The sequence below is a fragment of the Halobacterium sp. KA-6 genome (genome assembly GCF_021029015.1).
In the GTDB taxonomy this organism is placed as follows: domain Archaea; phylum Halobacteriota; class Halobacteria; order Halobacteriales; family Halobacteriaceae; genus Halobacterium.
On the sequence record NZ_JAJJZH010000002.1, the window covers coordinates 306147 to 326156 of the forward strand.

Sequence of the window (20010 nt, forward strand, 5' to 3'; positions counted from 1 at the left end):
ACCACTCGAAGACAACAGCAGCCAGCAACTACAAAGAGGGTCTCCTCCGCAAGAAAACAGCCGAGAGAGCTCTGTACCGTCACCACCGCTGGTGAGTCGCTAGCTGGCGGTTAGTGGGGAGCAAGACGTGAAGGGGCGAGAGGCCAGCGAGCCGAATGAGCGTGCTCAGGGATGGCTGCGGGTACCGACCACGGAGTGCAAACCACGATCCAGCGAGGGGGTGTGTGCGTGTCGGGGCTGCAGGGTGGGGGTGAACAACGGGTGCAATCCGGCGACGCTAACGCATGGGCGTCGACGCTCCGTCCGATCCGTGGTTGCGGTCAGCCGCTCAGATCGCTCTCGTCGTCGCCGCGGGAATCGCGAGCCGGCGTGACTCTGTACAAGTATTGGCGACGCCGGCAGCGGCCGACAGCGCGATCCGCGACGACGGCATCGGGCGACCGGTCGGCGCGGCCAGCCCCCGGCTCATAGCCGGCCATTGACCGGCGACGTACACGCCCGCAAACCGCCAGCCGACGTCCGGCTTCGCTGCTGGCACTCCCGCCATCGAACCGCGCCAGCGGCCCCCGAGCACGCCGGCATTACCCCATCGCTGGCGCCACCCTCGCGGTGGCCCACACCACCCCTAGCAAGGCCACATCATCGACGCGAACATCCCCGACAGCGGGAGTCTGTACAATAATCTCGGCACGACTAGCGTCACACCACACCCCCATCGATCGTCGGAGCCACAGCCGCCTACACGCCCGGGAGACCGGCTCGCAACCCGCGCTCGGCATCCGCCCCCAGTCGCGCCACCACGAATCCACACGTGCCCACGGCGAGTCGCCGCCCGCCCTACAGCGGGGGTTGTCGGTGGAGCTTGCGGAGTGGGAGGGGCTCTGTAGGGGGGTGTGATTGAGGCCGGAGTGGCCATTCGCTGTAGGTGTGGCGGTTACGTTGATCCTGAAGCCGGCGTTTAGCGGGTGAGGCGTCGCTGTACTGTCGGCGTTTCGTGTCGACGTGCGGTGGCGGCGGGCGGGCAGTTCGGCCACATCGGTACCGTGTCTGCAGGAGGTACAGAGAATTATTGGGTGGAAGGCAACCTGAGCGCCCATAATTCTCGAGGTGGCGGTTGGTGGTTCGGATCGTAGATGGTGGGGCAGCGGGTGTGCGTTGCAGACTTCGTGGTCTAGCAGCCAGCCGGTACGTTGCCGATCTGCAGTTTGTTTGCTGGCGATCCGAGGAGTATGCGGCCACGACGGTGCCGCCAGCCGCCTCGGCTCGCCGCTCCGGAGGCTGTTTCCTCGTAGCACGCGGGGTTCTCGTCGTCGTGAGGGATCGTCTGCAGTAGAGCTGTTCGGGGCCCACACAGGGCGTTCGTGGCCGCGCGGTCAGGCGCGGCTGCACCGAAGGGTGGGAACGACTAGTAGTGGCGGTGAGCGTCTGGAATGCGGTGTCGTAGCCTACAAATGGGTGGGGAAAGTACGACGCCTACATGAACGTCGCTGACGCGATGACCCCTCGGGACGACGTAGTGACGGTTGAGCTTCCGGGGACGCGGGACGACATCCTCGAGTACATTCAGGAGCGGGCGTTCTCCTCCGTGCCCGTGGTGAAGCCGACGAGCGACGGCGAGCAGTACCGGGGACTGGTCTCCCGGGACGACCTCATCGAGCACCCCGAGGAGGACCAGTTAGCGATGCTGATGCGGGACGTACCGACGACAACCACGGACGCCACCGTCCGGGAGGTCGCGGGGCTGATGCACCGCGAGGGGACGCGTCGCGTCCCGGTCGTCGAGGACGGCCGCCTCGAAGGCATCATCACGGTCACGGACGTCGTGCGCGCCATCGCGGACGGCGAGGAGGACGGCGACACTGGCGTCGGCGAATTGGCGCGAAGGGACGTGAACACGACGTACGCGGAGACGCCGCTGACCGTCGCGGAGCGCGAAATCTCGTACGCGAACGTCCCCTACACTGTGGTTCTGGGCGACGACGCCGAGATGGCGGGGATGCTGACGGAAGTGGACATCATCGAGGTCGCGCGCGTCGTCGAAGGCGAGGCCGACACCGGCGACTCCATCGCGGACGACGACGACGACTGGAAGTGGGAGTCCATCAAGGCGGTCGGCGCGCGCTACCTGCCGACGCGGAACGTCGAGATTCCGGCGGCACCCGTGCGGGAGTTCATGACTCCCGACGTGGTGACGGTGACCAAGCGCCGGAATGCCCGCGAGGTCGCACAGACGATGCTCACCAACGACATCGAGCAGGTGCCGCTGGTGTCCGGCGACAGCCTCGTCGGCATCGTGCGCGACGTCGACCTGCTGGCGGGGCTGACCGATGAGTGAGCTCGACGAGCTCGCGCGGCGACGCGGGTTCTTCTTCCAGGCGAACGAGGCCTACGGCGGCGTCTCCGGGTTCTACACGTACGGCCCGGAGGGCGCGGCGCTGAAGCGCAACGTCGAGGAGACGTGGCGCGACCGCTTCGTCACCCGCGAGGGGAACATGGAAATCGACGCACCGACGGTCACGCCCGAACCCGTCTTCGTGGCCTCGGGCCACCTCGACGGCTTCGACGACATGCTCGTGGAGTGCGCGGAGTGCGGGGAGAGCCACCGCGCGGACCACGTCGTCGAGGACAACACGGACATCGCGGACGCCGAGACCTACCCCACGGAGAAGGTCGAGGAAGTCATCGCCGAGCACGACCTCGTCTGTCCGTCGTGTGGCGCGCCGCTGGCGGGCCAGTCCGTCGACGAGTTCAACCTGATGTTCGAGACGTCCATCGGGCCGGGGTCGGGCCAGCCGGGCTACCTGCGTCCGGAGACCGCCCAGGGGATGTTCACGGAGTTCCCGCGCCTCAAGGAGTACGCGCGCAACCAGTTGCCGTTCGGCGCCGCCCAAATTGGGACGGGCTACCGGAACGAGATTAGCCCGCGGAAGGCGCTCGTGCGCGCCCGCGAATTCACGATGGCGGAGTTGGAGTTCTTCGTGGACCCCGAGGGCGAGGGCCCGGACCTCTCCCGGGTTGCGGACGTCGAACTGCCGCTGTACCCGGCGGGCGCACAGGAGTCCGAGGGCGAGGAGTACCTCCACTTGACGCCGCGCGAGGCGCTCGAGGAGGGCGTCGTCGGCGACGAGTGGGTGGCGTACTTCCTCGCGCGCTCGAAGGTGTGGTTCGAGCGCGTCGGCGTGGACATGGAGCGGTTCCGGTTCCGCCAGCACCTCCCCGGCGAACTCGCGCACTACGCCTCGGATTGCTGGGACGCGGAGGGCGAGGTCGACGGCGACTGGATCGAACTGGAGGGCGTCGCCTCCCGCACTGACTACGACCTCTCGAAGCACAGCGAGCACGCCGACGACACCTTCACCATCTTCAAGCAGTACGACGAACCGAAGACGGTCGAGCGCGCGACCGTCGACCCCGACATGTCCTACCTCGGGCCGGAGTTCGGCGGCGACGCGGGCGCGGTCGCGGACGCTCTGGAAGCGCTCGCGGAGCGCGACCGCTCGGCGTTCGACGGCGACGAAGTGACAGTAGAGGTCGACGGCGAGAAGTACACGGTACCGACGGAGAAGACCGGCTTCGCCGTCGAGGAAGTGACGGAGTCGGGCCGCCACATCGTCCCGCACGTCGTGGAGCCGGCGTTCGGCGTCGGGCGCGCGGTGTACACGGTGCTGGCGCACAACTACGACGAGGACGAAGTCGAGGGCGAGACCCGCGACGTGCTGCGCCTGCCCGCGGAAGTCTCCCCGACGACGGTCGGCGTGTTCCCGCTGATGGACAAGGACGGCCTCGGTGACACCGCGCGCGACCTCGCGGCGGACCTCCGCGAAGCCGGGCTCTCGGTGACGTACGACGACTCCGGGAACATCGGCCGGCGCTACCGCCGCCAGGACGAAGTCGGGACGCCGTACTGCGTCACCGTCGACTACGAGTCCCTCGAGGACGACACGGTGACGCTGCGGGACCGCGACACCACCGACCAGGTGCGAGTCGATACTGATGACCTCGTAGACGTCGTGGCCGCGCTCCGGGACGGCGAGCGCGACTTCGCGGACCTGTAACGGTGAGCGAACTCGATCGCCGGCTCGTCCACGCCAGCGGCGTGCTCCTCCCCGGGGCGTTCCTCGCTGGCGTCCTCCCGTGGCCGGCGGTCCAGTGGCTGCTCGTCGCGGGGTCGGTCGTCGCGGCCGGCCTCGAAGTACTGCGGCTCTCCGGCTACGTCTCGTGGTGGATTTTCGACCGGCTCACCCGCGAGTACGAGCAGGACAACCCCGCGGGGTACGCGCTGTACATGTTCTCGTGGACGGCGACCGCGTGGTTGTTCGACCCCACGATTGCGGTGCCTGCGATGCTGATGCTGGCGCTCGCGGATCCCGCGAGCGGCCTGCTCTCCCAGACCAGCGGCCTCGAAATGAAACAGGGGTGGGTGTTGCTCGCGACGTTCGGCATCTGCATGGCCATCGCGAGCCTGCTCGGTGTGCCGCCCGTGCCGGCTGCAGCCGGCGCGCTCGCCGCGACGATTGCCGACGGCACCAACCCGGTGGTTCGCGGCTACGTCATCGACGATAACGCCTCCATTCCGCTCGGTGCGGCGGCGGCGATGTGGCTCGTGTGGACGTTCGTGTGAAATCAGTCTGGGGACCGCTGTTGACTCGGTCTTTTACGACACCTCGGGCCCGTGTTCGCTCACGCTTGCGTGGCCGTCTCGTGGACCACTATCTACAAGCGTGGCGAGCGGGGGAGTTCGAGGTGTTCATAGACGGGGTAGGCGACAGATACGCGAGGAGCAGCGAAACCACGTTGGCGGGTGCGACAGTTTAAACCGCGGGACGCGCCTACTTCGGCGTAATGAAAGTCGCGGACGTACCCGGGCTCCCCGAGGGGGTCGCCGACCATCTCGAATCGGGGGGCATCGAGGAGCTCTACCCGCCGCAGGCGGAGGCCGTGGAGGCGGGCGTCGCCGAGGGCGAGAGCCTCGTGGCGAGCGTGCCGACCGCCAGCGGGAAGACTCTTATCGCGGAGTTGGCGATGCTGTCGGCGGTCGCTGACGGCGGGAAGGCGCTGTATATCGTGCCGCTGCGCGCGCTCGCCGGCGAGAAGGCCACCGAGTTCGAGGAGTTCGAACAGTTCGGATTCTCCGTTGGTGTTTCCACGGGGAACTACGAGGACGACGGCTCGCGGCTGTCGGACAACGACATCATCGTCGCCACCTCCGAGAAGGTCGACTCGCTGGTGCGCAACGGCGCGGGCTGGATCGACGACCTCTCCTGCGTGGTCGCGGACGAGGTCCACCTCGTGGACGACGACCACCGCGGGCCCACGCTCGAGGTGACGCTGGCGAAACTCCGCCAGCGCGTGCAGGACCTCCAAGTGGTTGCGCTGTCGGCGACGGTCGGGAACGCCGACGAGATTGCGGAGTGGCTGGACGCCGAACTCGTGGACTCGGAGTGGCGGCCCATCGACCTGCGGACGGGCGTCCACTACGGGCAGGCCGTCCACTACGACGACGGCACGCAGGAGGAGTTGGCGACCGGCGGCAGCGACAGCCAGACCGCCGCCATCGTGGAGGACACGCTCGCGGACGACGGCTCGACGCTCGTGTTCGTGAATTCGCGGCGGAACGCCGAGGCCGCGGCGCGCCGGCTCGCGGACGTGACCAAGCAGGGCATCAGCGACGACGACCGGAAGCGCCTCCGGGAGGTCGCCGACGAAATCCGGGGCGTCAGCGACACGGAGACCAGCGACGACCTCGCGGACGCCGTGGAGAAGGGCGCGGCGTTCCACCACGCGGGACTGGCGCGCGAGCACCGCGAACTCGTCGAGGAGGCGTTCCGCGACCGCGCCATCAAGGTCGTCTCCGCGACGCCGACGCTCGCGGCGGGCGTGAACACGCCGAGCCGCCGGGTCGTCGTGCGGGACTGGCAGCGCTACGACGGCACTGCGGGCGGGATGCAGCCGCTGTCCGTGCTGGAAGTCCACCAGATGTTCGGGCGCGCGGGTCGCCCCGGCCGGGACCCGTACGGCGAAGCGGTGCTGCTCGCGAACAACCACGACGAGCTGGAGGAGCTGTTCGACCGCTACATCTACGCGGAGCCCGAGCCCGTGCGCTCGAAACTCGCGGCTGAGCCCGCGCTCCGGACGCACGTGCTCGCGGCGGTCGCGACGGGCTTCACAACTACGGAGGACGCGCTCCACGAGTTCCTCGGGGAGACGCTGTACGCGACGCAGACCGACGACCCCGGGCGGCTGAAGAGCGTCACGCGGGACGTACTGACGTACCTCGAACGGAACGAGTTCGTCGAGCGCGAGGACGGCACGCTGCGCGCGACCAGCACGGGCCACCTCGTGAGCCAGCTGTACGTCGACCCGATGAGCGCGGCGACGCTCGTCGACGGACTGCGGGCGGCCGAACGCGGGGAAACGGCAGCCGAGGCGAGCGGTGAAGCCGCGAGCCGCGCGGGGGAAGCAACGTTCCAGACCGCCAGCGAGCTCCAGGACGACAGCGCGCCCGGAACGAGCGACGAGGACGCCGAAACGGGTGACGCAGAGGGCGAGGGCGCGAGCCCGACGCCGTTCGGCCTGTTCCACCTCGTGAGCCGGACGCCGGACATGTACGAACTCTACCTGCGCTCGGGGGACCGCGAGCAGTACACGGAACTCGCCTACGAGCGCGAGGACGAGCTGCTCGGATCCGCGCCCCGCGAAGAGGAGGCGGCTTTCGAGGACTGGCTGTCCGCGCTGAAGACCGCGAAACTCCTCGAAGACTGGGCCTCCGAATTGGACGAGGACCGCATCGCGGAGCGCTACGGCGTCGGCCCAGGCGACATCCGTGGGAAGGTCGAGACCGCGGAGTGGCTGCTCCACGCCGCCGAGCGCCTCGCGGGCGACCTCGACGACGTGGAGTCCGCGGCCGCCGTGCGCGAGGCGCGCAAGCGCGTGGAGTACGGCGTCCGCGAGGAACTCCTGGACCTCGCCGGCGTGCGCAACGTCGGTCGGAAGCGCGCGCGGCGCCTCTACAACGCGGGCATCGAGTCGCGGGCAGATCTCCGGAACGCCGAGAAGAGCCTCGTGCTGGGCGCGGTCCGCGGCCGTGAGAAGACCGCCGAGCGCATCCTCGAGAACGTCGGCCACCCGGACCCGGAGATGGACGCCGTGAACGCGGACGCCGACGCGGTGGCGGCCGCCGAGGAGGCCGACCGGAGCGGGCAGGCGAATCTGGGGGACTTCTCGTGAAACTGGTCGCGGGCACGGCGGTCGTGGAGGACGTCGAAACGTTCGTCGCCGCCCTCCCGGACGGCGGCCACGAGACGGCGGTACAGGCGTTCGACGCGGACTACGTCGCGGGCCGCGAGCACCTCGCGTCGGCGGTCGAGCACGCCAACCGTGCGTTCGAGCGCGAGGAGAACGTCGCCAGCAACCGCGCGGTCGAAATTCTGCTGTACGCGGCGGGTCGCCGACAGATTCGGGAGGCGCTCGCGATGGGTGTCGCCGAGGGCGAGCAGGAGGTCGTGGTCGTCGTCGCGGGCGGTGACGAGGACGACGCGGTGACCGCCGTCGTGGACTTCCTCGACGACGCCGTCGTACTCCCGGCAGTGGAGCCACCCGAGGCGGGCGTCTACGGGGACCGCGAGACGATTCGGGAGTTCTTCGACGTGGGCGACGCCGAGTTGGATGCGGCCGCGGGCGACCTGTCAGGTGTCGTCCGGGAGCGCGTGGCGCTGCTGGACGTCGAGAAGTAGGCGGCCAGCACGCATTTGGCGGGCGCGTCGAACCACCTAGGCATGAGCGACGACGCTGACTACGTGCCAGAGGAGTCGACCGAGGAGTTCCCCAGCGAGCACGAGGAGCCGCTCGCCGAACACGTCGAGGAGACCCTCGAAGCGATGGAGGCAGCCGTCCAGGGGTCGAGTTACCCGACGAACGCGAGTTCACTCAAATCCGAGTACGCGACCGAGCGCGACGAAATCGTCAACGAGACGGAGGCGCTGGCGGACGTCTTCGACCGGCTGGTGCCCGAGGAGTACGACACCCCCGAGGACGCTCGCGAGGCGATTCTCGGCGAGTTGACCGGGCGAGCAGGTATCGAGCACGGCGACCTCGCGGAGTACAACCCCGAACGCGAACTCGACGCGATGGACCTCGTGCAGGACGAATAGTAAGAGACGGTAACATACCCCTCTCCAGTCGAAACGAAGGGGTATCGGGTGGTCGCTTTCCCGTGGTTCTGCCGTCGGAAAGGTAGTGGTGGGCCGCGTTGCGCCGTCGCTATCAGTTGGTTTTCCACTCGAAACGCCGCCCGCGAAGAGCAGACAGTCGTCAGACACTAGACGTACAGCGTGTTACTGTCGGAGGTCGCGGCGGTCGTAGTGGCGCTGGCAACTCCGGCAGTAGTATCGGCCGTCGCGCTGCCGGCGCAGTCGCGTGTGGCCGCGTGGACACTTGACACGCCAGCCGGCGTCGGACGGGTGGTCGCCCATGTAGATTCGTCTGACGCTCGTCGCACACAAGAATGGAATCCTGCCGCGCGGTGAAACTGAAAGTGACGTCAGGCCAGCGAGAGCACGAACAGCAGCACGGCGACGATGCCGGACGCGACGGCCGCGCTGCCCGGCTGGGCGTCGTGGCCTTCCTGGAGGCCGTGCGTCCAAATGTACGCCTGCCATGCAGTGCCGACGAGCGCGCCGAGCACGCCGATGGCGGTACCGGTCGTGTTCGTGAGTCGCCGGAGCTGCTCGGCCAGCAGTTCGGGGTCGCTGGCGAAGTCGACGCCCGACAGCAGGAAGACGAGGCCGGCCGCGCCGAGCACGGTCTGGACGAGTTGGGCCGGCGTCGCCCAGCCGGTGACCGCCAGCGTCGCAGTGAACGAGCCGCGGCTCCCGGTGAATGCACCCACCGCGTGCAGCGCGACGGCGACCAGCACCCAGCCCAGTAGGGTGCCGAAGAAAACCACGGGGATGCGTCCGTATATCGCGTCCCGGAGTTTCGCGCCGACCGAGACCTGCTTCGTCCGCGGTTCGTCGATAGTACAGGGTTCGGGTAGCGAGCCGTTCATGTCGGCGAACGACTGGCACGTCGACTCCGGCCACGGTTCCATTGTCGTGACCGTGACGGTGGCGTCGATTTGGGCGGCCATGTACTCGCCGATGGCGACGAACGCGACGGTCGTGACTGCGGCGACCGCGACGACGACCAGCGCGGCGCTACCCAGCGACCGCTCGGGCGGGTGCGTCTCGAAGAACGAGCGCGGGTCGAACAGCAGCGTCCGCAGGGCGTGGAGGGCGTCCCGAAGCATGGGACGGGTGGTTCGCCCACGGTGCGTTTCAACGTACCGGCGACTCGCGGCGCGTGCGAGGTTAGTCGTGCTTCCGGAGCGCTTCCTCGCGGAGTTCGCCGCGGGCGTGCCACGTCCGCGGCCGGCACGCGACGGCGACCGCAGTTCCGTACGTCACGGCGACGGCGGCAGTCACGACGACGCCGGGCAGCGAGCCGATGGCGGCACTCGACGGCCACGACGCCGGGGAGAACGCGGTGACGCGCACCACCCACGCCACGAGCAGTACCGTCGACAGCGGCAGGTAGATGCGGCGCAGGCGGTGGGCAATCGCCTCCTCCGCGGAGACCTTGATGGTGGGTTCGCGGTAGTCGCGGGCGAGGCGCTCGCGCCAGTCGGTGTCCGGCGACGTTTCGTCGGGCGCGAGGCCGACGGCGACGACGTTCTCTTGGAGCGTGCGGACGCGGCTCCGCCAGATGTCGTAGCCGCGGTAGCGACGCGCCTCGACGCCCAGAAACGCGCCGAGCGCGACGACACCCACGAGCAGGAGGTAGTGGGGGTTCGAGCGCCCGGAGAACGCCCACGTGAGGACCGCCGCCATCACGACGACTGCCCAGTTCGTGGTGCGGTCGAGGCGCTCGCGCCAGAACTTCATGCGGTGAATCTCCCCGCGGTAGACGTGCGCGAGCGCGGAGCTGGGGCCCATGTCGGTCTCGAACAGTCCCACGCCGAGTTCGGGGTCGGACGCGGTCGCGTCGTCACCGTCGGTCGAGTCGGCAGTGTCGTCGGGCATCGGTCAGACGAGTAGTTGGACGTCCGCGTCGGCCATGTCTCGGAGCGCGGTGGCGGCGCCGACGCCGACGGTGACCCCGTCGTAGAAGTCGTCGGCGTCGTAGTCCAGCAGGTCGATGGTCATCTGGCAGGCCTGGAACTCCACGCCCATCTCGATGCCCGTCTCAAGGAGGTCGGCGACCGAAGCGGTGCCGTTGGCGTCGAGTTTGCGCTCCAGCATGTGCGTGGTCACGCGGTCCATCCCGGGCAGCGCCGCGACAGCGTTGGGAATCGGGAGGTTCGGGTTGCCGACGGCGCTCAGTTCGAGGCTGTCGGCGCGCTCCTCGTGGAGGATATCCAGTCCCCAGAACGTGTGGAAGACGGTGACGTCCCAGTCGAAGGCGGCGGCCGTGGTCGCGAGGATGAGCGGCGGGTACGCCATGTCAAGCGTGCCCTTCGTGGCGATAATGCTCAGTTTCGGCTGGTCCTCGTCAGCGTCGTCGCCGTCGCCGAGGCGGGCTTCGAGGTCGGCGACGCGCGCCGCGAGTTCCTCGCGCGTGGGTTCGGGTGACTCCGCGCTCATCGTTCCGTCCGGCGGACGTAGTGCGTGTAGACGTCACCGTCCTCAGTCTGGTCGAGGAGTTCGACGCCGCTGGTACCGTCGGCCCACCCGGCGAGGTCGCTGACACTCCCGGGGTCGGTCGCGCGCACTTCGAGGACGTCGCCGACCGCGAGGTCGTCGGTCGCCTGCTTGGTCTTGACCACTGGCATCGGACAGCTCAGTCCGGTCGCGTCGAGGGTCTCGTCTGCATCCATGATTGTGCTCGGCCTGCAATACCGACTGGTCAGGGAAAAACTCGTCGGTAGAAATCCAGTAGTGAAGCAATAAAGCAATATCAAAACAGCCACAGAAAGTGCAAGGACGTATTTCTGACGTTCTGTTGGGGCATAGTATTGTATCATATACACTCGTCTACGCGAAGGTTTATTCGTGCGCGTCCGGTAGCCACGGCCGAGATGAAACCCGACGACTTCCCGGCGACCGACGCGAGCCCCGACAGCGTCGCGCCGAGCGAACTGAAGTCCCGCATCGACGCCGGCGAGGACGTCTTCGTCCTCGACGTGCGTGCGGCGAGCAACTACGAGGAGTGGCACATCGACAGCGGCGTCGAGTCGCTGAACGTCCCGTACTTCGAATTCCTCGACGGACTCCCCGAGGACAGCCTCGCAGCGCTGCCCGACGACCGCACGGTCACGGTGGTCTGTGCGAAGGGCACGTCGAGCGAGTTCGTCGCGGGTCGCCTGCTCGACGCGGGCTACGACGCCGAACAGCTCGCCGACGGCATGCGCGGCTGGGCGCGCGTCTACGAATCCCGCGAAGTCGAGACGGGCGGCGATGCGACGGTCGTGCAGTACCGGCGGCCGTCCAGCGGCTGTCTCGCGTACCTCGTCGCCTCGAACGGTGAGGGCGCAGTCGTTGACCCGCTACGCGCGTTCACCGACGCGTACGTCGAAGACGCCCGCGAGCGCGGCGTCAGCATCGAATACGCCGTCGACACGCACGTCCACGCCGACCACGTCTCGGGCGTCCGGGGACTCACCGCAGCGACCGGCGCGACGACGGTCCTCCCCGAAGCGGCCGTCGCGCGCGGCGTCGACTACGAGGCGCCGTTCGAGACTGTCGCGGACGGCGACGAACTGACGGTCGGCGACGCGACCATCGAGGCCGTCCACACGCCCGGCCACACGACCGGGATGACGGCGTACCGCGTCGACGACGTCCTGTTCACGGGCGACGGCCTGTTCACCGAGAGCGTCGCGCGCCCCGACCTCGAAGACCCGGAGGCCGCCCGCGGAGCCGCGGAGACGCTGTACGACACGCTCCACGAGCGCGTGCTCGCGCACGACGACGAGACGCTCGTCGCGCCCGCCCACTACGGCGACGGCGCGGTGCGGCGCGAGGACGACACGTACACCGCGCGACTCGGCGAAATCGTCGACCGTGTGGACGCGCTCTCGCTGGACCGCGAGGCGTTCGTCGAATTCGTCACCACCGACATGCCGCCGCGCCCGGCGAACCACGAGGACATCGTCGCGACGAACCTCGGGGAGCGCGCGCCCGGCGACGACGAGGCGTTCACGCTCGAACTCGGGCCGAACAACTGCGCGGCCAGCGGGGAGGCGGCCGAGTAGATGACGGGCGCACTCGTCGCCGCCGACCTGTTCCCGCGCGGCATCGCGCAGTACCTCGTCGGCGGCCTGCTCGTCGGATTGGGGACCGCCATCATCTACTTCGGTACCGGCATCATCGCCGGCGCGAGCACGTTCCTCGAATCCACGCTGTCGTACGTCTCCGACGTCGACCGGTTCAACCGCGGGAAGTACGTGCGCTCACGGGACTGGCGCGTCGTGTTCACCGTCGGCATCGTCGCCGGTGCCGCCGTCTACACGCTCGTCTCCGGGAGCGGCGCGTGGACGACTGACGTCCAGTGGTGGCGGCTGCTCGGCGGCGGCGTGCTCGTCGGTATCGGCACCCGCGTCGGGAAGGGCTGCACGTCCGGTCACGGCGTCTGCGGCGTCGGGTCGCTGTCCAACGCCTCGCTCGTGAACGTCGTAACGTTCCTCGGCGTCGCCATCGGGACGGCGCAACTGGTGCAGGCTGTGGGGGTGTCGCCGTGAGCCGCGAGGGCGAAGTGACCGACGGGAGCGAACGCAGTCCGTGGGTGCTGGCCGTCGTGCTGCTGGGCGGGCTCGTGTTCGGGTTCGGGCTGGCGCTCAGCGAGATGGCGAAACCCGAAGTCGTCCTGGACTTCCTCCAGTTGGAGGACCTCGGGCTCGTCTTCGTGATGGGCGGCGCGGCCGTCGTCTCCGGGCTGTCCTTTTTCGTCGCGACGCGGTACCTCGACCGCGCACCGGTGACGGGAACGAGGTACTCGCGTCGGCTGAAGGACCTCGACCGGAACGTCGTCGGCGGCGGCGCGGTGTTCGGGGTCGGCTGGGGAATCTCGGGCATCTGCCCGGGCGCGGCGTACGCCAGCCTCGGCATCGGCAACCTCCCGATTCTGTGGGGCGTCGCGGGGATGGTCCTCGGGGCGTACGCACAGGGGTACTGGCGGAGCCGCGACTGACGGTATTGCAGGGTCGCTACAAACCTTTTTACGGCTCAGCGGCGTACTTCCCGCCGAGATGCCAGATTCGATGCGCGACTACCTCCAGCGGGACATGGAGTGCGAGGGGCTCCTCGAATGTTTCCACGGGCTCCGCGACCTCGACCGGCGCGTGTTCGGGCTGCTCGTCGAGACGGGCGAGCCGCTGACCGTCGACGAAGTCAGCGACCGCATCGACCGCGAGCGCTCGACGGCCTACCGGTCGGTCCAGCGGCTGATGGACGCCGACCTCGTCGAGAAGCACCAGGTGAACTACGACCACGGCGGCTACTACCACGTCTACGAGCCCGCCGACCCCGACGAGATCGCCGACGAGATGCAGCGCATGCTCAACGACTGGTACGCGAAGATGGGCCAGCTCATCGGCGAGTTCCGCGAGGAGTACGAGCGCGTCGACGCGGCCGACACGGACGCCGACCCCGAGACCGCAGCACCGCCCGCCGACCAGTAACGCGGCCGTCGCTGTCAGTGCGCGTGCGCCCCCTCGGCTTCTTCGTCGGCGCTCGTGCCGTACATCAGGTAGAGCTGCGCGAGCAACACCAGCGTGAACGCCGCGTTCAGGTAGCGCGTGTAGCCGGACGGTGCGGTGCCGCCGACTTCACCCGGTTGCGGGACGAGTTCGAGCCCGTGCCACGTGTAGTGAATGACGATGCCGGAGACGACGGCCGTCACGAAGATCCCGACGAACAGCACCGCCGCCATCCGTAGCCCGTAGTACCGCCGGTAGGCGTCGGTGATGGTCGGGACGATGAGGTCCGCGAAGATGAAACTCATCACGCCGCCAAACGCGATGCCGTTGCTCCAGAGGATGACCGCGAACGGGACGTTCCCCACCGAGCAGACGAACGTCACGACGCCGACCGTGACGCCGATTATCGCGCTCGCGGCGACCCACGTGAACGACCCCTGCGCGCCGACGTCGAACAGCGTCGTCCACCACGCGCGCGGCACGAACGCGCCGATGAGCCCCGCGACGAGGAACCCGGCGACGATGTCCGTCCACAGCATCTTCCACTCGCCGACCGCGTTCTTCGCGGCGAGCCGCCAGCCCTGCCGGGTCGCGAGACTGGGCTGGCGCTCACCGGCCTCCCGTTCGTCGCGATACGTGCGCTTGCAGGACTCCGAGCAGAAGTACTCGGTCCCCGAGTCGGTCTCCAGCGTGACGACGTCGTCGCTGGTCGGGTCGACGTCCATCCCGCAGACCGGGTCGCGGACGCCCTCCGCGGACTGGACGTGGTCGCGGGCGGCCGCGAACCACTCCTCGGGCACGACGTACTGGAAGACGGCGGCGAGCAGCACGATGAGCAACAGGCCGGCGGCGTAGTCCGCGAGCACGAACTCCCAGCCGAGCAGAATCCACATCACGAGCCCGAGCTCGATGACGAGGTTCGTGGATGCGAACTGGAACGCCGCCAGACTCGCTATCGGCGACGCGCCCTTCTTGAAGAGGCTCTTCGTCGTCGCGACCGCGCCGAACGAACACGACGACGACGCCGCGCCGAACAGCGTGCCGAGGCCGAACTCGCGTAGGCCAGACCCGCCGAGCACCCGGGACATCCGCTCCTCGCTGACGAACGTCTCGACGGCACCCGCGATGGTGAACCCGAACACGAGCGCCCACCACGTCTCCCAGAACATCTCCCCGCCGAGCCGGAGTCCCTCCGCGAGCGTGTCGACGACGCTCATGTACGAGGGTACGGACGCCTCGCTTAGTGGCGTTGTGGTTGGATTCGTTCGGCTATCTGCGGGTGAAAGTTTGGAACGTAAAGCGAACGCACCGCTACGAAGTCGAGTGTCGAAGTAGAATAGTCCATCCTGGATTCGAACCAGGGTCGAAGCCCCCAGAAGGCTTCAGGATTGGCCGCTACCCCAATGGACTGCTCGCACACGATAGAAGGCGACTGTGGCTTATGAGTGTTGCGAACCCCGACGACGGAGACGCGCCGAGCAGCCGTGACGCCGCGTCGCGCCGACACCGCGAACGTGTGTAGTTCGACGCCTATTTGCCGCCCGAGAATGCACGTTCTCGTATGTACGTCGGACGGTTCGTCGTCGTCGGTCCGGACGTGGCAGCGTATCGAGTGTCCTCGCGGTCGTTCCCGAACCGCCAGGTGGTCGATCGCGAGGATGCGCTGACGGTCGCGCCCACGCCGGACGCGCCGGAGACGGACAACCCCTACGTGTCGTACAACTGCTACCGGACGGCAGCGGGCCACGCGGTCGTCGGGAACGGCAGCCACGTCGACCCGATTACGGAGAAACTCGGCCTGGGCTACCCGGCGCGGGACGCGCTCGCGGCGTCGCTGCTCGCGCTCGACTACGAGAAAGACGACTACGACACACCCCGCATCGCGGGCGTGCTGACGCCCGACGGCGACGCGTTCCTTGGGACCGTGCGGAAGGACGCGCTGCTCGTGGAGGCCGTCGACGAGCCGACGCTCGTCGCGACCTACGAGAAGGACAGCCCGGAGCCAATCGGTTTCGAGGCCGACACCGCGAGCGAAGTGGCTGCGGAGGCGTACAGCGCGGCGTTCGAGCACGCGGTCTGTGCGGTCGGCGTCGTGCGCGACGGCGACGGCTACGCGACGGCAATCGAGAACGGGCCCGAGAACTAAGGGCGACCGGCACCGACCGGCAGCCATGAAGGTCGGCGTCGTCTCCGATATCCACTCGAATCTGGTCGCGCTGGAGGCAGTGTTCGACGACCTGCCGGCCGTGGACGCGCTCGTCTGCGCCGGCGACGTCGTCGGCTACAACCCGTGGCCCGCGGAGTGCGTGGACGCGCTCCGCGAGCGCGACGTCCCGACGGTGATGGGAAACCACGACCGGATGGTGGCGACCGACCGGAACTTCGGCGGGAACGGGATGGCACAGGCGGGCGTGAGACACGCCAAGCGGGAGTTGAACGACGTCCAGCGCGGCTGGGTCGAACGACTCCCCCGCGAGCGGACGCTGTTCGACGGGCGCGTGAAGGTCGTCCACGACCATCCCGAGGTACAGGACCGCTACACGTACCCGGAGGCGTTCGGTCCGCACCTGCTCGGCGACGAGGACGTCCTGATTCTCGGGCACACGCACGTCCAGCACCACGAGGTCTACGACGAGGGCGTCGTGCTGAACCCGGGGAGCGTCGGCCAGCCGCGGGACCGCGACCCGCGCGCGGCGTACGCAGTGCTGGACGTCGAGGAAGCGACGGTCGAAGAACACCGCGTCGAATACGACGTCGACCGCGTCGCGGAGGCAGTGCGGGACGCGGGGTTGCCGGACGCGACCGCCGAGCGACTCGCGGACGGCCGGTGATTAGGATTAGGAACTGAAGTGGTCCTGGACGATGTCCAGGGTCTTCTCGCGGTCGTCCCAGTCGACGAAGACGGCCACGGAGGTGGCGCTGGAGATGATGTCGATGACGTTGATGCCGGCCTCCGCGATGGGGTCGACGATGCGCCGGAGGACGCCCGGCTGGTTCGGAAGTTCGCCGCCCAGCACGCGGATGACCGCGACCTCGTCGCGGACGGTGACCGAGGAGAGTTCGCCGACCTCGATGACCTCGCTGTGGAGGACGTTCTCGGCGCGCTCGGCGACGCCCTCGTCGACGTAGAACGTCATCGAGTCCATGCCGGAGGCGACCGCGTCGACGTTGATGTCGCTGTCGTGGAGCGCGGTCGACAGTGTCGACATGATGCCGGGGCGGTTGCGGATGGCGCGCCCGGCGACGGTGAGACACGCCAGCGGCGTGTCCCGCATGTCGATCATGTTCTCGAACTGGCCCTCGATTTTCGTGCCACCCGAGAGCAGGTCGCCGTGCTGGTAGTGAATGACGCGGACGTCGAGGTCGTCGTCCTTGAACGAGAGGGCGGAGGGGGCGACCACCTCGGCACCGCGGAAGGAGAGGTTGCGGAGTTCGTCGACGGTGATTTCGCCGACGTTGCGCGCGCCCTCGACGACGTGGGGGTCGCCGGTCATGACGCCCTCGACGTCGGTGACGATGACGACCTCGTCGGCGTTGGCGTACCGGCCGAGCATCACGGCAGTGGTGTCGCTGCCGCCGCGCCCGAGCGTCGTCACGTTGCCCTCGTGGTCCTCGGCGAGGAAGCCCGTGATGACGGGGACGACCTCGTCGAGGTCCTCGGCGAGCGCTTCGACGCGTTTCTTCGTCTCCTCGACGTCGACTTCGCCGCGGTCGTTGGCGACGACCGGCCAGTCGGGGTGGCCGGGTTCGAGGAAGACGGCGTCGACGCCGCGGGCGGCCAGCGCCGCCTTCAGCATCCGCACCGACGTGCGTTCGCCCATCGAGACGATTTCCGCGCGGTCGGCATCGTCGGCGTCGAACGTGATGTCGTCGAGGAGTTCGTCGGTCGTGTTCCCCATCGCCGACGCGACAACCGCCAGTTCGTGGCCGGCGGCGACCGCGTCTGCGATGGAGTCGGCGGCCCGCTCGATGCGGTCGCCGCTCCCGAGACTAGTGCCGCCGAACTTCGCGACTACGCGCATCGCTTCCCACCGGTCCTCGGAGCCGTGCTCATAGCCGGGTCGTAGGGACGCGGGCGGTGATAACTGCTTGCATGCACGAAACGGTTGCCGTTCTCGCGGCCGCGGCGTTAAGTTGGTCGCTCGCGTACTTGAGGGTATGAACGTTCGTGACGCGACGGCCGAGGACGCGGCCGCGCTGGACGCGCTCGCCGACGACGACCTCGACGCCGCGCGCCTCGTCAGGGACCGCACGGTACGCGTCGCGGAGAACGACGACGGGCTCGCGGGGTTCGTCGCGTTCGACGCGTGGCGCGGCGCCGTCCACGTCACGCGACTGGCGGGCGACCCGGAGACGCTCGGCGAACTGCTGGACGGCCCCCGCGACTTCGCGGCCCACGAGGGGCTCGCGGTGGAGGCCGTGCTGGTCGAGGGTGACGAACTCGGCGACGTCCTGTTGAACGAGGGCTTCGAGGACGCCGGGGCGGGACCGCGCTTCGACGGCGAGCAGACGCGGCGGTACCGGTACGTGCCCTAGAGGTCCGCGCGCTCGAAAACGTAGTAGCCGAGCGCGGGGACGACGACGAGCCACGCGAACATGGTCGCGAGCGCGGCCCACTTCGAGAGGTAGATGGGGGGATTCTGCGGGAACAGCTGGGCGACGAGCGTGGACTGCCCGGGGAGGAACTGGAAAACGGCGTTCGTGAACGCCGAGGACGGCGGGACGCGGTTCAACAGGAGGTACCAGTCCGGAACCGAGCCGGCGCTCATGGGCCCGAAGGTGCCGTTCAGGAGGTAGTAGACACCGCTGACGACGGCGCCCCACGCGACCTCGAAGACGACGAAGAACGCTGCGGCGACGATGGTGGCGCGCCCGGAGTCCTTGGTGGTCGCGGAGAGCCCGACGCCGATGGCGGTGTACAGCACGGCGAGCAGCACCGTGAGCGCCGAGAAGCCGAGGAACGCCAGCGCGTCGAAGCTGTCGTAGAGCGCGACCGTGACGACGGCCGCCACGACGAGCCCGACGACGACGGAGACGCCGAGGACAGCGCCGCGACCCACGACTTTCCCGACGATGGCGTCCCGGCGGGTGTGGGGCAGCGACAGCAGGAACTTCGCGCTCCCGGACTCGACTTCGCCCGCGATGGCCTTGTGGGACATCACGAGCGCGGTCAGCGGGATGAGCAGCGTCACCGGGCTGAGCAGGAAGAAAATGAGCCCGATCGTCTCCAACTCCCCGCCGCCCTGCCCGCCGCTCTGGAGGAGCGTGTAGACGTACGCGACGCCGGCCATGAACAGCACGAACAGCGCGGTGAGCGCCCACAGCGCCTTCGAGCGCGCGGCGTCGTGGAAGTCCTTGCGCGCGATTGCCGGCCAGCTCATGCCGACACCTCCTCGTCGCGGTCGTTCGTGTACGCCGCGAACACGTCGTCCAGCGACGCTTCCCGGGTGGCGAAGTCGACGACCTCCCCGCCCGCGGCCTCGATGGCGTCGAGGATGTCGGTCTTGGACGCGTCGTCGGCGCTCACGGTGAGCACGTCGCGGTCGGTGTCCACGCTCGTGACGCCGGGGACGTCCTCGACGGCTTCGACGATGTCGGGTGTGAGTGCTTCGACGGTGACCGTCAGCGTCGCGCCCGTGCCGGCAGCCTCGCGGAGCCCGCGGATGGTGTCCTGAGCGACGAGTTCGCCCTGCTGGAGGATGCCGACGCGGTCGCAGACGGCTTCGACCTGTTCGAGGATGTGACTGGAGAAGAAGATGGTCGCGCCCCGAGCGGCCTCCTCAGTGATGATTTCGCGCATCTCGCGGGCGCCGTTCGGGTCCAACCCCGTCGAAGGCTCATCCAGAATGAGGAGGTCGGGTTCGCCGACGAGGGCGATAGCGAGCGCGAGCCGCTGCTGCATCCCCTTCGAGAAGCCGCCAGCCTTCCGATCGGCGGCTTCCGGGATGCCGACGCGCTCCAGCAGGGCTTCGACGTCGTCGTCGGCGTCCTTCGACTCGATGGCGAATTCGAGGTGCTGGCGGGCGGTGAGGCGTTCGTAGACGTGGAACCCCTCGGGGAGGACGCCGATGCGCTGGCGGATGGCCAGCGACTCGTCGTGGGCGTCGTGACCGAGCACGGTCGCGGTGCCCGAGGTCGGGCGCACGAAATCCAGGAGGATGTCGATGGTGGTCGACTTCCCGGCGCCGTTCGGCCCGAGGAAGCCGTATATCTCCCCGGACTGGACCTGGAGGTCGAGGTCGTGGAGGGCGGTGACGTCACCGTATCGCTTGGTGACGCCAGCGAGTTCGATTGCTGCCATGCGGGGGAAGTCTCGCCGACCGCCTAAATCGATTGGG

The 20010-nt window shown here is 68.5% G+C and carries 23 protein-coding genes and 1 tRNA gene; 13 read left to right on the top strand and 11 right to left on the bottom strand.

The window, feature by feature from the left end:
- Window positions 1-328: 328 nt before the first annotated feature.
- A complete protein-coding gene (locus tag LPA46_RS06605) occupies window positions 329-547 on the bottom strand; it encodes a hypothetical protein (protein WP_230891903.1) in 219 nt (72 codons plus the stop codon).
- Window positions 548-1477: 930 nt separating this feature from the next.
- Here LPA46_RS06605 and LPA46_RS06610 point away from each other — a divergent pair.
- From LPA46_RS06610 to LPA46_RS06635, 6 genes are all read left to right on the top strand, one after another.
- Complete coding sequence (locus tag LPA46_RS06610; protein ID WP_230891904.1) at window positions 1478-2335, top strand: CBS domain-containing protein; 858 nt, start codon at window positions 1478-1480, stop codon at window positions 2333-2335.
- A complete protein-coding gene (gene glyS, locus LPA46_RS06615; protein ID WP_230891905.1) occupies window positions 2328-4055 on the top strand; it encodes a glycine--tRNA ligase in 1728 nt (575 codons plus the stop codon). The genes LPA46_RS06610 and glyS overlap by 8 nt, the downstream gene beginning before the upstream one ends.
- Before the next feature lie 2 nt (window positions 4056-4057).
- Window positions 4058-4621: a dolichol kinase gene (locus LPA46_RS06620; RefSeq protein ID WP_230891906.1), complete on the top strand. Its 564-nt coding sequence runs from the start codon at window positions 4058-4060 to the stop codon at window positions 4619-4621.
- 221 nt (window positions 4622-4842) lie between these two features.
- Window positions 4843-7227: an ATP-dependent DNA helicase gene (locus LPA46_RS06625; RefSeq protein WP_230891907.1), complete on the top strand. Its 2385-nt coding sequence runs from the start codon at window positions 4843-4845 to the stop codon at window positions 7225-7227.
- The gene (gene cgi121 / locus LPA46_RS06630; RefSeq protein ID WP_230891908.1) at window positions 7224-7733 is read left to right on the top strand and encodes a KEOPS complex subunit Cgi121; all 510 of its coding nucleotides are present in this window, start codon (window positions 7224-7226) and stop codon (window positions 7731-7733) included. Before LPA46_RS06625 ends, cgi121 begins: the two co-directional genes overlap by 4 nt.
- Before the next feature lie 42 nt (window positions 7734-7775).
- Entirely contained in the window at window positions 7776-8150 is a 375-nt protein-coding gene (locus LPA46_RS06635; RefSeq protein ID WP_230888251.1) for a hypothetical protein, read from the top strand.
- A gap of 183 nt (window positions 8151-8333) precedes the next feature.
- Here LPA46_RS06635 and LPA46_RS06640 read toward each other — a convergent pair whose 3' ends face one another.
- From LPA46_RS06640 to LPA46_RS06660, 5 genes are all read right to left on the bottom strand, one after another.
- Window positions 8334-8471 carry a hypothetical protein gene (locus LPA46_RS06640; protein ID WP_230888252.1) on the bottom strand — a complete coding sequence of 46 codons (138 nt, stop codon included), beginning with the start codon at window positions 8469-8471 and terminating at the stop codon, window positions 8334-8336.
- Between the two features lie 68 nt (window positions 8472-8539).
- On the bottom strand, window positions 8540-9286 hold the full coding sequence (locus tag LPA46_RS06645; RefSeq protein ID WP_230891909.1) for a Yip1 family protein: 747 nt from the start codon (window positions 9284-9286) through the stop codon (window positions 8540-8542).
- A gap of 61 nt (window positions 9287-9347) precedes the next feature.
- On the bottom strand, window positions 9348-10058 hold the full coding sequence (locus tag LPA46_RS06650; RefSeq protein WP_230891910.1) for a DUF2270 domain-containing protein: 711 nt from the start codon (window positions 10056-10058) through the stop codon (window positions 9348-9350).
- Between the two features lie 3 nt (window positions 10059-10061).
- Window positions 10062-10619 carry a DsrE/DsrF/DrsH-like family protein gene (locus LPA46_RS06655; RefSeq protein WP_230891911.1) on the bottom strand — a complete coding sequence of 186 codons (558 nt, stop codon included), beginning with the start codon at window positions 10617-10619 and terminating at the stop codon, window positions 10062-10064.
- Window positions 10616-10852, bottom strand: a complete 237-nt coding sequence (locus LPA46_RS06660) for a sulfurtransferase TusA family protein (RefSeq protein WP_230888256.1) — start codon at window positions 10850-10852, stop codon at window positions 10616-10618. The genes LPA46_RS06655 and LPA46_RS06660 overlap by 4 nt, the downstream gene beginning before the upstream one ends.
- Window positions 10853-11053: 201 nt before the next feature.
- On the opposite strand from LPA46_RS06660, the gene LPA46_RS06665 reads away from it, so the two are divergent.
- Genes LPA46_RS06665 through LPA46_RS06680 form a run of 4 tightly spaced genes read left to right on the top strand, consistent with a single transcriptional unit; the run spans window position 11054 to window position 13654 of the window.
- A complete protein-coding gene (locus LPA46_RS06665) occupies window positions 11054-12229 on the top strand; it encodes an MBL fold metallo-hydrolase (protein WP_230891912.1) in 1176 nt (391 codons plus the stop codon).
- Complete coding sequence (locus tag LPA46_RS06670; RefSeq protein ID WP_230891913.1) at window positions 12230-12715, top strand: YeeE/YedE family protein; 486 nt, start codon at window positions 12230-12232, stop codon at window positions 12713-12715.
- The gene (locus tag LPA46_RS06675; protein WP_442908215.1) at window positions 12712-13164 is read left to right on the top strand and encodes a DUF6691 family protein; all 453 of its coding nucleotides are present in this window, start codon (window positions 12712-12714) and stop codon (window positions 13162-13164) included. Before LPA46_RS06670 ends, LPA46_RS06675 begins: the two co-directional genes overlap by 4 nt.
- 58 nt (window positions 13165-13222) lie before the next feature.
- Entirely contained in the window at window positions 13223-13654 is a 432-nt protein-coding gene (locus LPA46_RS06680; protein ID WP_230891914.1) for a helix-turn-helix domain-containing protein, read from the top strand.
- Between the two features lie 14 nt (window positions 13655-13668).
- Here LPA46_RS06680 and LPA46_RS06685 read toward each other — a convergent pair whose 3' ends face one another.
- On the bottom strand, window positions 13669-14889 hold the full coding sequence (locus LPA46_RS06685) for a permease (RefSeq protein ID WP_230891915.1): 1221 nt from the start codon (window positions 14887-14889) through the stop codon (window positions 13669-13671).
- Window positions 14890-15009: 120 nt separating this feature from the next.
- Window positions 15010-15082: transfer RNA gene (locus tag LPA46_RS06690), tRNA-Gln, on the bottom strand.
- A 151-nt stretch (window positions 15083-15233) separates the two neighbouring features.
- Between LPA46_RS06690 and LPA46_RS06695 the strand changes: the two genes are divergently transcribed.
- The gene (locus LPA46_RS06695) at window positions 15234-15818 is read left to right on the top strand and encodes an IMP cyclohydrolase (protein WP_230891916.1); all 585 of its coding nucleotides are present in this window, start codon (window positions 15234-15236) and stop codon (window positions 15816-15818) included.
- A 25-nt stretch (window positions 15819-15843) separates the two neighbouring features.
- On the top strand, window positions 15844-16503 hold the full coding sequence (locus LPA46_RS06700; protein WP_230888262.1) for a metallophosphoesterase family protein: 660 nt from the start codon (window positions 15844-15846) through the stop codon (window positions 16501-16503).
- A gap of 6 nt (window positions 16504-16509) precedes the next feature.
- On the opposite strand, the gene LPA46_RS06705 is transcribed toward LPA46_RS06700, so the two are convergent.
- The gene (locus LPA46_RS06705) at window positions 16510-17694 is read right to left on the bottom strand and encodes an aspartate kinase (RefSeq protein ID WP_230891917.1); all 1185 of its coding nucleotides are present in this window, start codon (window positions 17692-17694) and stop codon (window positions 16510-16512) included.
- A gap of 136 nt (window positions 17695-17830) precedes the next feature.
- On the opposite strand from LPA46_RS06705, the gene LPA46_RS06710 reads away from it, so the two are divergent.
- Window positions 17831-18208, top strand: a complete 378-nt coding sequence (locus LPA46_RS06710; RefSeq protein ID WP_230891918.1) for a hypothetical protein — start codon at window positions 17831-17833, stop codon at window positions 18206-18208.
- Here LPA46_RS06710 and LPA46_RS06715 read toward each other — a convergent pair.
- Window positions 18205-19053, bottom strand: coding sequence for an ABC transporter permease (locus LPA46_RS06715; protein WP_230891919.1), 849 nt, complete (start codon window positions 19051-19053; stop codon window positions 18205-18207). The genes LPA46_RS06710 and LPA46_RS06715 overlap by 4 nt on opposite strands.
- Entirely contained in the window at window positions 19050-19973 is a 924-nt protein-coding gene (locus LPA46_RS06720; protein ID WP_230891920.1) for an ABC transporter ATP-binding protein, read from the bottom strand. Before LPA46_RS06720 ends, LPA46_RS06715 begins: the two co-directional genes overlap by 4 nt.
- Between the last annotated feature and the right edge of the window lie 37 nt (window positions 19974-20010).